We start from the raw sequence: 14,347 nt of genomic DNA on the forward strand, positions 1-14,347 counted from the left end.
CTCCCCTCGACTGTCAGCTGTCGTCCCGCGGGACGGTGAACTCCCACTCCGTGCCCGCACCCGGTTCGGTGTCGAGTTGCGCGGTCCCGCCGAGGGATTCGATCCGCCCGACGATCGACTTCGACACCCCGACGCGACCCTGCGTGACCGCCTCGGCCAGCCTGCCGTCGGGGATGCCGATCCCGTCGTCCCGCACACTCACCACCAAGTCCCGCCCCAGATCCTCCACCAGGATGTACGCGCGCGCACCGGGGCCGGCGTGGTTCGCCACGTTGTCGAGCGCGTTGCCGACCGCCGCTCGGATCTCGGAACCGGTGTGCGCCGGGACCATCACCGCATCGGCGGGCGCACTGACCGAGATCCGATCGTCGGCGAAGGCGCGGAGGACCGCGGCGAGGTCGACGCTGCGTTGCAGAGCGGAGGAGAGCGCATCGGGGGAAGCGGGGACCGGTTCGTCGGTGTCGGAGATCAGTCGGCGCAAAGTGCGCTCCTGCTCTGCGGCCAGGGTGGCGAGTTCGTCTGTCGGGCCGCCGATCTCGCGTCCGCGTCGAGCGATCAGCGCCAAGACCTGCAGCACGCCGTCGTGGACCTCCCGGGAGAGCCGCTCGCGTTCCTCGGCGGCTGCGGCGATACGCGCCGCCAGGGACAGTTGCTCCTGCACGCGCCTCGCGTTCGCGGCCGCGAGGCCGACCGCCATGCCGGTCGCCACGATCACGATGATCGTCGCGTTCCGGCCGAAGTCGAGGTTGAGTTCGCCTTTGACGAAAGTACTGGTGCCGCCGACGATCAGGCCCGCCACGATCCCGCCGACCGGCCCGGTGAGGATCGCGACCGAGATGACCGCGTTGGTGGCCCACAACGTGGTGGGCCAGGTCTGGTTGTTCCACGCCCACTCCGCGTCGGCGACATACGACGTCGACAGCATCAGCGCGCACACGACGACCACCTCGACGCCGACCCAGACGAGGTTGCGTGCGAATCCGACGAAGTAGCCGATCCCGCTCACCAGGGTCCACGCCGAGAGCAGCCCGAACAGCACCCAGGCGACGCCGCCACGGTCGAGGTCGGGGTTCACGGCGATCTGGAAGCCGAGCGCGTAGAGGTACGACAGCAGCCGAAAGATCTGCGCACCTCGCCACAAAGGACCGACCGGGTCGTTGTCGACGACCCGGGCCAGACGGTCCGGGACGGGCTCCCGATCCGGCGGGTTGCCGACGACCGGCGGCCGCTGGCGCGTCATGTCGTGCCGCGCCCGTCCCGATCGCTTCCGGCCGGGTCCGGGTCCGAGATCTCCTGGCCCTGTCCCTCCGGTGCCACGTCCCCGGCGCGAGAGTCCGCGCCCGGCGCCTGTCGCGAGAGCGTCTCGGCCGCGGCGTCGGGATCGTCGGTGTCCCAGACCGGCGGGTCCGGCTCGGCGACGACTCCCGGGCGCCGGCCGTCGTCAGCGGCGTCGTGACCGTCGGCAACGGTCCCTTTCAGGCGGCGAACCGCGGTGTTGAAGAACGCGATCAGGGGCACGGCGAGCAGACCGCCGATGATGCCGGCCGACACCAGGCCGGCCGCGATCCCGAGGACCACCGCGACCGGGTGCAGACGAACCGACCGGCCGAGCAGGAACGGCTGCAGCACATGGCTTTCGAGCTGCATGACGCCGACGACGATGGCGAGTGCGACGACCGCCGCGATCCAGCCCTGGGTCACCAGGGCGACGAGCACCGCCAGCGTGCCGGTGACCAGGGCGCCGACGATCGGGATGAACGCGCCCAGGAAGACCAGCGACGCCAGCGGAAGAGCCAGGGGCACTTGCAGGATGGCGAGACCGATGCCGATCCCACACGCGTCGACGAAGGCCACCGCGACGGTCGCCCGGACGTACCCGACGAGCGTGCCGAAACCGGCGATGCCCGCCTCCCACACCCGATTCCGGTTGGCTTGCGGGATCACGTTGACCGAGAACCGCCAGATCTGGCCCCCGCCGTAGAGAAAGAAGATCAGCAGGAAGAGAGTCAGCAGAGCGCCGGTGATGATCTCCGTGGCCGTGGTGGCCGTGGCCAGTGCACCGCTGGTGACCCGGTCCTGGTTGTGCTGGATGAAGTCGAGGGTGTCGGTGCCGAAGTTCCGCACCTGATCACGATCGAGGCCCAGGGGCCCGTTGATGAGCCACTCCCTGGTCTTCTCGACGGTCACCCGGACCTGTTCGGCGAGTTCGGGGACGCCGTCGATGAACTCGCGGACGACGAACGTCATGACGGCCGAGAGCAGTCCGATCGCGACGACGAGGTTGACGATGACCGCCAGCGACCGCGGTAGTCCGCGCCGGTCGAGGGCGTCGACGCCGGGGACCAGCATCGCCGAGATCAGAATGGCGAGGGCGATCGGCACGAGGACTTCCTCGAACTCCCGGAACAACTGGGTGGCGACGTAGCCGGCGGCGACGAGGAGCAGCAGCCGCCACGCCCATTCCGCCGCAGCCCGCACCTGCGGGTGTACCTTGGCCCGATCGATGGACGCGAGGTCGCGGGCATCGCGCGGCCGCTGGGCGCGTTCGGCTTCGGTCACGCAAGCAACACTAGTGGTGCGGGTGGCCCACGGGGGTCGTCACCGACACCGGGCCCCTACCTTATGGTGGCACGTATGTCGTCGGAGGATGTTGGCTCGCCGGGGGGCGCGGCATCCCCGGCGATCCGTCCTCGGTTCTGGTGGGTGCGCTGGGTCCTGCTCACCGTCGTCCTGATCATCCTCGCCGTCGAAGTCGTCCTCATCTGGCCCGAGCTCAAGGGTGCCTGGCTCCGTATCGGTGAGATCGAGTGGCACTGGGTCGCGGCCTGTCTGGTCGCCGCGATGCTGTCGATGGACAGCTTCGCCCAGGTCCAGCGTGCACTGTTGCGTTCAGCGGGCCTGCGAGTCACGCAGTGGAAGTCCCTGTCGGTCATCCTGGCGGCCAACTCCCTGAGCCAGACGATGCCGGGTGGGCAGGTCCTCGCCCCGGCGTTCACCTATCGGGAGACCCGGAAGTGGGGCGCGACGCCGGTCATCGCGTCCTGGCAGGTGGTGATGTCGGGTCTGCTCGCCGGCATCGGTCTCGCCGTACTGGGATTCGGCGGCGCCCTCCTGGCCGGCGCGAAGACCAGTCCGTTCTCGGTGGTCTTCTCGGTCGCCGGGTTCCTCGCGGTCGCGGTGGTGCTGCAGTACCTGGCCAGTCACCCGGAATCCTTGAAGAGCACCGGGATTCGTGTCCTCGGCTGGTGGAACCAACTCCGCAACAAGCCGGAGGACCAGGGCACCGAACGGCTCTTCGAGACGCTCGAACAACTCCGGGCGGTCCAGCTCGGCAAGCGCGACACCTCGGTCGCATTCGGCTGGAGCCTGTTCAACTGGGTCGCCGACGTGGGATGCCTGATGTTCGCCTGCTGGGCGGTCGACGCGCACCCGAGCATCTCCGGCCTGATGGTGGCCTACGCGGCGGGCAAGGCCGTCGGCTCGGCCATCCCCTTGCTGCCGGGCGGTATCGGCGTCGTCGACGCGGTGCTGGTGCCGGCGCTCACCAGCGCCGGGATGCCCGCGGCCGACGCGATCACCGCGGTCCTGATCTACCGCCTGATCAGTTACGTGATCGTCTCGGCCATCGGCTGGGTGGTCATCGGCCTCATGTTCCGCAACCGGATCAAGCGCGACGACACATTCATCGACGAGGTGGAGCGAGACGCCGAGGTCCTCGAACGCGCGGCCGACGAGACCCCGGCGACGGCCGACTCCGGGCCCGCCGACCCCGCGGGCGGCGACGTGACGTCCGGTGACCGGAGCCCACCGGAGGGCCGGCCCACCGGTCCGTCGGTCGACGGACCGGCCTCGGGCGGGCCGCCCGGAGACGGTTTCCGCTCGGACTCCGGCCGAACGTCCGACACCGATCCGCCCTCGGACCCGGTACGGTAGTCCACCATGCTGAGCTCGAAGACGGACCGGGGCTCCGACACGGCGGAGACGGGGACCTCGCCGGCGCGCGGGACCGCGACTGCTCCCGTCGCAGCCCTGTTCGACGCCGTGGCGATCACGGTCTTCGTGCTCATCGGCCGGGCCAGCCACGAAGAGGGATATGCGCTGGCGTCGGTGCTGCACACGCTGTGGCCCTTCCTGGCCGGCTGCGCCGCCGGTTGGTCGATCACCTACGTCTACGCCCACGTGCGGTCGAGCGACTTCTTCGGCCACGACTATCGTCCGGACCGGGTCGTCCCGGTCGGCCTCGTCGTCTGGTTCTGCACGGTGACCGTCGCGATGATCCTGCGGTTCATCCTCAGCCAGGGAGTGGCGGTGAGTTTCGTGATCGTCGCGGCCCTCGTGCTCGCCGCCTTCATGCTGGGCTGGCGAGCCGTCTTCGCCGTGCTCGGCCGTCGCGCCTCCGCCTGAAAGACCCCGCCTGACCGACCCCGCTACCGCGACCTGTCGGCGGACCTACTTGATCGTGAAGTACTTCTGCGCGACCTGGAGGGCAGCGGTTCCCGACTTCGGTCCCTCGGTGTAGACCACGATGACCTGACCGCCCTGCAGACCCACGAACCACCCCGGTCCCTCGGGACCGTTGGTGCCCACGAGGGCCCGCAGTCCCGGCGCCCGGGTGAGGTCGCTGGCGTCGCCGGTGGCCGCAGTCGCGGTCATCGCCTGCAGAACCGGCCGGACGACAGCAGGGTCGAGACCGCCGAGGTCTCCGCCCGAGATCTTCGTGGGCACGTTCTTGATCACGAACGGCGGCACCGACGACGTCTGGCCGGACGCGCTGCGGGCCATCGCGACACCGAAGGCAGCCATGTTCGTCATCGACATCATGCTCTGACCGGGACGGAAATCGATGGTCGCGATACCGGGACGATCCGGGGCGGCGACACTCGCGCCCGGCACCGTGAACTGGACGCCGAGCCCGAACCGGTCGAGGAGTTCGTCACCGCGCTCGTGCTGCGGCCCGGCAGCTCGTCCGATCGCGTCGAAGACGGGGTTGAGCGTCGTGCCGACCGGGTAGGGCCGGTCGATGTCGACGCCGCTCTCGACCGCGTACGAATTCTGGGCCATCCCGAAAATCGCCCCGGTCTGCGCATCCAGGGTCATGATGGTCGCGGGTTGGCCCACCTCGACAGCCGCGTCACCCAGGCTCAGCTGGACACCCTGGTCGACGGTCGTCGGCACGTCCGGTCCGGGAGGACCCTGTTCGCCCGCCAGTTTGCGGGGCGCCGCGCCCGGCCCGAGCATCTCGACCTGCCAGCCGGCGGTGGCGTCGCGGATGGCCTGCCAGTAGTTGGTGAGTCCGTCTTCGAGGGGTGAGGAGAGCCGCCGGTCGGCCATCACGAGCTGGTCGGACCGGTTGACCGTGACACCGGGTACCCGCCGCGGGTCGCCCGCGAGGACTTCCATGTCGGAGTCACGCAGACCGACCGCGGTGACGGCCTTGCCCGGGGTCGCGTCGAGCTTCTCGCGGATCACCGGGCCGGTGATCATGGGTGCGATGGGCGCGATCACGCCGGCCAGGGCCCGCACGGAGGCGTTCAGGTCGGCGGTGCGGGTGGGGTCGAGCACGATCTCGTTGACCGGCTGGGCGTACATGAAGACCCGGCCGGTGCGGCTGCGGACGGTCGGTGCCGGCTTCGCGTCGGTGCGGATCTCACGGAGAGTGCCACCGGCGGTGAGGCCGGCGTGCAGGATCGCGGGGTCCCAGGTCACCCTCCAGCCCGACGACAGCTTGCGGGCAGTGCCGCCGCTCGTCGACTCGTACTCGCGACCCTTGTCCCAGTTCCAGGTGGTGGTGACCGAGAACGTCGCCGTCCCGTCGCTGTATTCGACGGGGTTCTCGACGTCGACATCGACACGTTGCGCGGACATCTGTTTCAGAGTGGTGGTGAGACTGTCACCGGCCTGTCCCGGCGCGGTGGTGAACGCCGCGGCCCCGCCGGCGTCCTGGCGGCTCAGTGCGGCGGCGAATGCGTCGATGGCGGCTGCGGCACCCGTGTCCGACGAACCGGCGAACCCGCAGGAGCTCACCATGACCGCGCACGTGACCGCGGCGCAAGCGGCTGTCGTCGCGCGCTTGACCCAGATCTTCATGACATCAATTTTCACTCGTGTAACACCCGAATTCGACGTCGTGAGCTTCCATTCGGGGATCAAGCCGGTCACGAACTCATCTCGCCATAGGGACCTATGACACACCGCGACATACGAGATCGCCGTCCGGCAACCACATCCACGCCGCCGGACCCGCCCATCCCCGACCGCCCTCAGCTTGCCGGACTGCGAGAATGAATACATGGTTTTCACCGTCTTCCGGAGTGACGATCGCGCGGTCACCACCACCGACTGGCTGACCTCTCGGCACTGCTTCTCCTTCGGCGACAACTACGACCCGTCGAACACCCACTTCGGCGCGCTGCTGGCCGTCAACGACGAGGTCGTCGCGCCCGGCGCGGGCTTCGATCTGCACACCCATCAGGAGAGCGAGATCGTGACGTGGGTGGTCTCGGGAACGCTGGTCCACCGTGATTCGGCCGGGCACTCCGGTGTCCTCTACCCCGGCCTGGTTCAGCGGATGAGCGCGGGCACCGGGGTGGAGCACTCCGAGCGCAACGACGCCTGGCCCGGTCTCGCCGGCTCCGGCACCGAGCCCGTCCGGTACATCCAGATGTGGCTGATGCCCGACCGCCATGGCCTCGCGCCCTCCTACGCGCAGGCCGACGTCCGCGAGCGTCTCGCAGCCGGGGGACTCGTCCCGATCGCGTCGGGTGACGCGGACGGCGACGCCGCGATCTCCGTCGCCAACTCGGCCGCGACCCTGTACGCGGCGCGCCTGCGGCCCGGCGAGGGCGTCGAGGTGCCCGGCTCCCGGTTCACTCACCTTTTCGTCGTCGACGGACAGATCGGGGTCGGGGAGATCGGTGTTCTCGGTCCGGGCGATGCCGTGCGCGCGGTCGATTCGGCGCCGTTGTCGATCCGCGCGAGCACCGACGGCGACGCCGAGGTGCTGGTGTGGTCCATGGCCGCCGGGCTGGGCGGCGGTCAGGCCGGGTGAGCCCCACCATCTCGGCCTATCCTGAGTCGCGTGAGGCCCGAAGCAGACACGACCGACCCCACCCCCGTCCTGACGATCGACGAGCCGACGATCGCCGACGGTGGACCGGCGCGACCGGCGACGAGGGATGCGATCGCCACCGCCATCCGCGACGACGTGCTCGACGGCCGGCTCTCGCCGGGCGATCGGCTTCCCGAGCCGATGCTCGCGGAACGGTTCGGGGTGTCGCGCGTGCCCGTGCGCGAGGCGTTGTCGCAGTTGCAGAGTGAGGGGTTCGTCCACCTCGAGCGGTACAAGGGGGCGACGGTGTCCGGGGCGTCACGGACCGACGCACTCGAGGTGATGCAGGTCCGTCGTGGCCTCGAGGTCTTCGGCGCCCAACTCGCGGCCGAACGCCGGGGAGGCGAGTTCGCCGAGCAGCTGCGGATGGTCACCGAGTCGGGCACCGCCGCGAAACAGATGCAGCAGCACGACGCGGTGCCGCCGCTGGTGATGCAGTTCCACGCGCTCGTCGCCGAGGCATCGGGCAATCGCGAGCTGGCCAGAACACTGGACCGGACCCTGCGCCGCATCGCGTGGGTCTTCGATCGCGAGGTCGCCACTCGTGCCGACGGGTGCTGGCGCGATCACACCGCGATCGCCGGGGCCATCCTCGACGGCTCGCCGGTCCAGGCCGGATACCTGATGGACGAGCATGTCCGGAAAGACGAAGACTTGGTCCGGACACTGCTCCACTGACCAGTTTCGTATACGAAATCGGTCCATTTTACCGCCTGGTAACGCTGGCTAACGTCCAAGACATGAGGAACGTATACGAATCTTCGTATGCACAAACTCCTCACATCACCGGCCGGGTCCGGCCTCGCGGGATGGTGGCGTACGGGTGTGTTCGGCGCCCAGCACGTCATCGTCATGTACACGGGCTGCGTGACCGTCCCCCTGGTCTTCGGCGCCGCCCTCGGCCTCGACAAACAGACCATCGGACTGCTCGTCAACGCCGATCTCCTGATCGCCGGCATCGTCACCATCATCCAGGCCGCGGGCGTCGGCAAGTTCCTCGGCGCACGGATGCCGGTGGTGGCCGGCGCCTCGTTCACCGCCGTCACCCCGATGATCCTCATCGGGCAGGAGTACGGCCTCAATGCCGTCTACGGTTCGATGATCGGGGCCGGCGTCTTCGCCATCCTGATGGCGGTGCCGTTCTCGAAACTGTTGCGGTTCTTCCCGCCCGCGGTACGCGGCGCCGCCGTCACGATGATCGGCCTCTCGCTCATCGGCAAGGCCGTGTCCATGATCTTCGACGACGAGCCGGCGGACGGCGCCCGCCTCTCGCTCGCCCTCGGCATCGTCGTCGTCGTGGTGGCGCTGATGCGCTACGGCAACGGATTCCTGCGCCAGGCAGCAGTTCTCATCGCTCTGGTCCTGGGCACCGTCGCGGCCGCGTTCATGTCGCTGACCGATTTCACCGGAGTCGGCGACGCCGCCTGGTTCGGCATCGCCGAGCCGTTCTTCTTCGGCGCTCCCACGTTCCCCCTCGCCGGCATCATCTCGATGAGCATCGTGATGATCGTGATCTTCATCGAGTCGACCGCATACATGATGGCGATCTCGGAGACCACCGGCATCGACGCCGACCCGCCGCGCATCGCCCGCGGGCTCGCCGCGGACGGTGTCTCGGCGGTCCTGGCCGGCGCGTGGACATCGTTCCCGGACACCATCTTCGCGCAGAACGTGAGCCTCGTCCGGCTCACCAGGGTGACCAGCCGGACCGTGGTCGTGGTCGCCGGTGCCATCCTCATCGTGCTCGCCGTGATCCCGAAGCTCGGTGAGACCATCGCGAGTCTCCCCGGCGCAGTGATCGGCTCGGTGAGCCTGGTGATGTTCGCAACCGTCGCCGGAACCGGCATCAGCACGCTGTCGAAGGTCGACTACCGCAACAACGACAACCTCCTGATCGTGTCCCTCGCCCTGGGCGCCGGAATGATCCCGATCGTGTCGAAGGACATCTACAGCAACTTCCCGGCGGAAGTGCAGATCATCTTCGGCAATGCGATCAGCAGCGCGGTGATCACCGCCTTCGTGCTGAACCTCTTCTTCCATCACCTCCCCCGCCGGCGCCGCACCGACCCACCCACCACCGACCCCATCGCAGACAAGGAGGCCGTGGCATGACCGGCGTACGACTGCTCACCGTCCCGACCACCGGGCCCGACGACACCGATGCACTGGGCACACTCTCCGGCAACGGATTCTCGACCGACGACGTGCTGGCCGTGGTCGGCAAGACCGAGGGCAACGGCTGCGTCAACGACTTCAGCCGGACACTGGCCGCCGCCGCCTGGGAACCGCGGATCGGGCCCGATGCGGTCACCGTCTTCTCCGGCGGCACCGAAGGTGTTCTCGCGCCCCACGTCAACCTCCTGATAGCCGACGACACGCACGACCCTCGGCACGATCGCGGGCTGGTGGCCGCGGTCGGTGAGACACCTGTCATCCCACCGGAGGACCTGGGACGAGTGGGGCAGATGGAGGCGGTGCGCGACACCGTCGCCAAGCTCGTCGTGGACCTCGGAATCAGCGCGGACGATGTGCATCTGGTGCTGGTCAAGTGCCCGCTCCTCACGTCGACCGACATCACCGGATTGCGTGACCGCGGAATCGAGCCGGCCAGCGGCGACACCTACGAGTCGATGGCTCGCTCCCGTGCGGCCAGCTCGTTGGGCATCGCCCTGTCCCTCGGGGAGATCGACGAGGACACCGCCCGGGCCGCACTCGCGGGGCAGCGGACCGCGTGGTCCAACCGCGCGTCGGCGAGCTCCGGAGCCGAGCTGAACACCTGCCACGTGCTGGTGCTCGGGGTGAGCACCGAGGCGTCGAACCCGTTGCGGGCCCTGCACACCGAGATGACCGACGCCTACGACCTCGCAGCCTTGCAGAAGGCCGCGGCCGTCGTCGCGCAGGACGGGGGCCGAATCCGCCAGCTGTTCGTGAAGGCCGAGTCCGATCCCTCCGGCACCATCCGCGGGCTGCGACACACGATGCTGACCGACTCCGACATCAACGCCACTCGTCACGCCCGCGCCGCGGTCGGCGCACTGACCGCCGCGGTCAAGGGCGACGGAGCGGTGTACGTGTCCGGCGGCGCCGAGCACCAGGGCCGGCCGGGCGGGGGCAGCGTCGCCGTCGTCTACGAGGTCGATCCCGGACCCACCGCCCCGTCGAACCGAGGAGCAGACCAGTGACGTCGACCGTCGACGCGACCCCGTACCCGTGGCCTTACGACGGCACGCTCGATGTCTCGCGGACAGCCCTGCTGCTGATCGACTGGCAGGTCGACTTCTGTGGTCCCGGAGGCTACGTCGACTCGATGGGATACGACCTGTCCCTGACCCGGGCCGGCCTGGCTCCCACGGCGTCGGTCCTCGAATCCTGCCGTGCGGCAGGGATGCTGGTGATCCACACCCGAGAAGGCCATCGGCCCGACCTCAGCGACCTGCCCGCGAACAAACGGTGGCGGTCGGCGCGGGCGGGCGCCGAGATCGGCTCGTCGGGCCCGTGCGGCCGGATCCTCGTCCGCGGGGAACCGGGGTGGGAGATCGTGCCCGAAGTCGCGCCCCGGCCCGGGGAACCGATCATCGACAAGCCCGGCAAGGGCGCGTTCTACGCCACCGATCTCGATCTCGTCCTGCGGTCCGCGGGCATCACCCACCTGATCCTCACCGGGATCACCACCGACGTCTGCGTCCACACCACGATGCGCGAGGCCAACGACCGCGGTTTCGAATGTCTGGTGCTGTCGGACTGCACCGGCGCGACCGACCACGGTCACCACCTCGCCGCGCTGAGCATGATCGCCATGCAGGGCGGCGTCTTCGGGGCCACGGCGACGTCGGAACAACTGTTGACGACGCTCGGTTCGGTCACCTCGGCCGGCGGATCGTGACGTCCCGCCACCGCGCGGTCCTGGTGTGCGGCGTCGCCGTCGATCCTCCGGTGTGGGCCTCGACGGCCGACGCGCTCACCGCGCTCGGCTATGACGTCATCGTTCCACTGCGTCCCCGATCCGGCTGCCTGGACACCGAAGTCGAGTTCCTCGCACCGCTGTGCGACGGCGCGGTGGTGTTCGGGGTGAGCGGCGGCGCCACCCTCGGCGTGGAACTCGCCGCGCGCGGCGTCGAGATGGCCGCGGCGTTCCTGCACGAACCGGCCGCGGGGTCCCTGGCCCCGGGGTTGCTCGACCCCGTGGTGGAGGCCTTCCGGGAACGAGGTGTGCAGGGTTTCGGCCAGACACTCTACGGACCGGGCTGGCGCGCGGCGATGACGAGGGCCGACGAGGCCTCTGTCGCACGCGAACTGGCGATGTTCCGGTCGTTCGAACCGCGACCGCCGGTCGCCGAGGTGTCGCCGGTGACACTGACCGTGGGCGAGCGATCCCCGGCTGCCCGGTACGCGTCGGTCGACGCCGTCGCCGCGCTCTGCGGCTTCGATCGGCGCGTCCTGCCCGGGACCGCACACGCGGCCCACCTCGACAACGCGTTCGGTTCGCTGATCAGCGACCTGCGGCACAGATCTGACCAGCACCACCCGGCACAGGGATGAGGACGACCACCATGACCCCACGAGTCACCGCATTCTTCGACGGTGTCGACGCCGTCGGACGCCCCGAGGTGTGGATCGACATCCGCGACCGCACGAGCGTGACGCGGGAGGCGTCGGCGGCCGACGGCCCGCTGGCAGGCCTGATGCTGGCCGTCAAGAACAACGTCGACGTCGCGGGCCTGCCGACCACCGCCGCCTGCCCGGGGTTCGCGGGTGGGCCTGCCGACGCCGATGCCGAGGCGGTCGCGCGTCTACGAGCGGCTGGGGCGACCGTGGTCGGCTCGACCAATCTCGACCAGTTCGCGACCGGCCTCGTCGGGCAGCGCAGCCCATACGGCGGTGTGCGCGACGCGCGACGCCCGGACCACATCTCGGGTGGGTCGAGCTCGGGCTCGGCGGTCGCCGTCGCCCTCGGCCTCGCCGACATCGCGATCGGCACCGACACGGCAGGTTCCGGCCGTGTGCCCGCGGCGTTCCAGGGCATCGTGGGGATCAAGCCCACGCTCGGCCTGGTGTCCACCCGCGGGCTGGTGCCGGCGTGCCGCTCGTGGGACGCCGTGACGATCATGGCTCGTGATCTCGACACCGCGAACAGCGCCATGGCCCAGATGGCCGGCGGAGCGAATGCACGTCCGGTGCCGCATGACGCGCCGCTCGCCGCGCCCCCGGCACCACGGGTCGCGGTACCCGCGGAGCTGCCCGGGATGTCCGCGTCGTGGACGGCGGCGTTCTCCGCCGTCATCGACCGGCTCCGCGCCGATGGCGTTGCGGTAGAGACGGTTCCGTTCACCCCGTTCCTCGACGCCGCCCGGTTGCTGTACGACGGCGGTCTCGTCGCCGAGCGACATGCCGCGGTCGGCGAGTTCGTCGATGCGCATCGCGACGCCTCGTCCGGCCCGGCGCGCATCGACCCGACCGTCGGCGACATCATCTCCGCGGCCGGCCGCGTCCCCGGGTCGCGGATGGTCCGGGACCTCGCCCGGCTCGACACCTTGCGCGCGCACGCCCTGGCGTCGCTCGAGGGGTTCGACGCACTGCTGGTCCCCACGGCCCCCGGCCATCCGACGATCGAGGCCGTTCGATCCGATCCGATCGGCGTCAACTCGTGGCTCGGCACCTACACGAACTTCGCCAATCTCTTCGACCTGTGCGGCGTCGCGACACCTGCCGGGATGGCGGGCGACGCCCAGTTCGGGGTCACGGTGCTGTGCCGGGCATTCGGTGATGCCGTGGCGCTCGACCTGGCCCGGCGCGTGTTCATCGCACCCGACGCCGTTGCCGTACCGGGAGCTGCCGGCCCGCTGAATCCCGCCGGTCCCTGGATCGAGGCGGCCGGCGCGTCCTTCGTCGATCTCTTCGTCGTCGGGGCGCATCTTCCCGGCCAGCCCCTCGAACACGAGATGTACTCGCGCGGTGCGATATCTGGGTCCGGCCCGTACCGCCCCGTCGTATCGGCTGTACGCGCTGGACACCACCCCGCCCAAACCGGGTCTCGTCCATGCGCATGCCGGCGGCGTCGAGATCGCCGGCGGCATCTGGCGCGTCCCGGCCGCGGGGTTCGCGTCGTTCGCTCGTAGCCTCCCGTCGCCGATGGCGCTGGAACCGGTCGCGTTGTCCGACGGCCGGACGATGACCGGATTCGGTTGCGCTGCATCCGCTCTCGAGTCCGCGGCGGACATCACGGAGTACCGTGGCTGGTTACGCTACCTCGGACGCGACACACCGGCCCGCACCGGCGCCGTCGAACCCAACAGGCCTGCCGCCGCCATCACCGGGTGATCAGGCGGGCCGACGCACCATGTGCGCGTAGCCCTCCCACACCGAGGCGTAGTGCGGCCGCCAGCCGGCGGCCGACCGAAACCGCTTGTTGGACACCCGGAGCGAGCGCGTCAGCGACGTGGTGCGTTCGCCGAGCAGGAGCGCGGCACGACCCGGGCCGGTCACGACCGGATGCCTGCCGACCGCACCGGCCAGGGCCGCGGTGTGATCCCGCTTGGTGACCGGCAGATCGTCGACGATGTTGTATGTGCCGGAATCGGTCCGGAGTGCGGACACCACGGCGTCGGCGGCGTCGGCGAGATGGATCGAGGAGACGTAGGCGCCGGGCCGGCCCGCCCGGAACCCGATCCGACGCCGCGCGAGCGCCACGAGTTGCTCGCTGTGGGCGGCGCCGATGCCGTAGAACAGCCCGAACCGCAGCACCACACCGACACCGCCGGAACCGGTGAACCGACGGGCCGACGCCTCCGCGGCGTGATTGCCCACCGCGATCGGGTAGTTGTCGACCGGGGACTCCTCGTCGATCCACCGATCACCGGCATCGGCGTAGATCATGGCGACCGACTCCTGCAGTACCCGCGGTACGCCGGCGGCGATGGCCGCATCGACCACCGCCGCGGAACCGTGCCGCCGGATCCGGTGACACTCCGCCCACGCCGACTTCCGGATGGACGACGTCGTTCCCGGCAAGGCCGACGCGAGATTGACGACCGCAGCGCAACCGTCGAAGTTCTCGGCGAGGCCGTCCCGATCGAACAACGAGACGTGGACCGGTGTGGCGCCGTGAGTACGCAGCGCGGAAGCGGCCGCATCCGATCGTGCCAGGGCGCTGACTTCGTGTCCCGCGGCGACCAGTGCGGGCACCGCGTATCCCCCGATGGCCCCCGTGCCGCCGGTCACGAATACCCGCATGCGTCGAGA

General features: G+C 69.9%; 12 protein-coding genes and 1 pseudogene. 9 read left to right on the forward strand and 4 right to left on the reverse strand.

Annotation, left to right across the window (positions count from 1 at the left end; translation table 11 throughout):
* Positions 1–13: 13 nt before the first annotated feature.
* Positions 14–1,240, reverse strand: a complete 1,227-nt coding sequence (gene macS, locus AC3B5T_RS05115) for a MacS family sensor histidine kinase (RefSeq protein ID WP_488358353.1) — start codon at positions 1,238–1,240, stop codon at positions 14–16.
* Entirely contained in the window at positions 1,237–2,559 is a 1,323-nt protein-coding gene (locus AC3B5T_RS05120; RefSeq protein WP_488358355.1) for an AI-2E family transporter, read from the reverse strand. The genes macS and AC3B5T_RS05120 overlap by 4 nt, the downstream gene beginning before the upstream one ends.
* 75 nt (positions 2,560–2,634) lie before the next feature.
* On the opposite strand from AC3B5T_RS05120, the gene AC3B5T_RS05125 reads away from it, so the two are divergent.
* Together AC3B5T_RS05125 and AC3B5T_RS05130 are read left to right on the forward strand one after the other, a co-directional pair.
* On the forward strand, positions 2,635–3,933 hold the full coding sequence (locus AC3B5T_RS05125; protein ID WP_152467779.1) for a flippase-like domain-containing protein: 1,299 nt from the start codon (positions 2,635–2,637) through the stop codon (positions 3,931–3,933).
* 6 nt (positions 3,934–3,939) lie between these two features.
* Positions 3,940–4,404, forward strand: coding sequence for a DUF3054 domain-containing protein (locus AC3B5T_RS05130; RefSeq protein WP_010843316.1), 465 nt, complete (start codon positions 3,940–3,942; stop codon positions 4,402–4,404).
* Positions 4,405–4,449: 45 nt separating this feature from the next.
* On the opposite strand, the gene AC3B5T_RS05135 is transcribed toward AC3B5T_RS05130, so the two are convergent.
* Positions 4,450–6,087: an NTF2-like N-terminal transpeptidase domain-containing protein gene (locus AC3B5T_RS05135; protein ID WP_488358357.1), complete on the reverse strand. Its 1,638-nt coding sequence runs from the start codon at positions 6,085–6,087 to the stop codon at positions 4,450–4,452.
* Positions 6,088–6,289: 202 nt separating this feature from the next.
* On the opposite strand from AC3B5T_RS05135, the gene AC3B5T_RS05140 reads away from it, so the two are divergent.
* The 7 genes and pseudogenes from AC3B5T_RS05140 to atzF all read left to right on the forward strand — a co-directional run bounded on the left by AC3B5T_RS05140 (position 6,290) and on the right by atzF (position 13,426).
* Positions 6,290–7,048 (forward strand): pirin family protein, encoded by a 759-nt coding sequence (locus tag AC3B5T_RS05140; RefSeq protein ID WP_055475638.1) that lies wholly within the window; start codon positions 6,290–6,292, stop codon positions 7,046–7,048.
* A 30-nt stretch (positions 7,049–7,078) separates the two neighbouring features.
* Entirely contained in the window at positions 7,079–7,786 is a 708-nt protein-coding gene (locus AC3B5T_RS05145) for a GntR family transcriptional regulator (protein WP_014928398.1), read from the forward strand.
* 87 nt (positions 7,787–7,873) lie between these two features.
* Positions 7,874–9,220 carry a nucleobase:cation symporter-2 family protein gene (locus AC3B5T_RS05150; RefSeq protein ID WP_488358360.1) on the forward strand — a complete coding sequence of 449 codons (1,347 nt, stop codon included), beginning with the start codon at positions 7,874–7,876 and terminating at the stop codon, positions 9,218–9,220.
* Positions 9,217–10,290: a cyanuric acid amidohydrolase gene (gene atzD / locus AC3B5T_RS05155; RefSeq protein ID WP_488358362.1), complete on the forward strand. Its 1,074-nt coding sequence runs from the start codon at positions 9,217–9,219 to the stop codon at positions 10,288–10,290. Before AC3B5T_RS05150 ends, atzD begins: the two co-directional genes overlap by 4 nt.
* A complete protein-coding gene (gene biuH / locus AC3B5T_RS05160; RefSeq protein ID WP_014928401.1) occupies positions 10,287–10,991 on the forward strand; it encodes a biuret amidohydrolase in 705 nt (234 codons plus the stop codon). Before atzD ends, biuH begins: the two co-directional genes overlap by 4 nt.
* Entirely contained in the window at positions 10,988–11,647 is a 660-nt protein-coding gene (locus AC3B5T_RS05165; RefSeq protein WP_488358364.1) for an alpha/beta fold hydrolase, read from the forward strand. The genes biuH and AC3B5T_RS05165 overlap by 4 nt, the downstream gene beginning before the upstream one ends.
* 11 nt (positions 11,648–11,658) lie before the next feature.
* Positions 11,659–13,426 (forward strand): annotated as a pseudogene (gene atzF / locus AC3B5T_RS05170) (allophanate hydrolase).
* Here atzF and AC3B5T_RS05175 read toward each other — a convergent pair.
* Positions 13,427–14,338, reverse strand: a complete 912-nt coding sequence (locus tag AC3B5T_RS05175; protein ID WP_488358366.1) for an NAD-dependent epimerase/dehydratase family protein — start codon at positions 14,336–14,338, stop codon at positions 13,427–13,429.
* Positions 14,339–14,347: the final 9 nt, after the last annotated feature.

Source organism: Gordonia sp. G4, from assembly GCF_057770005.1.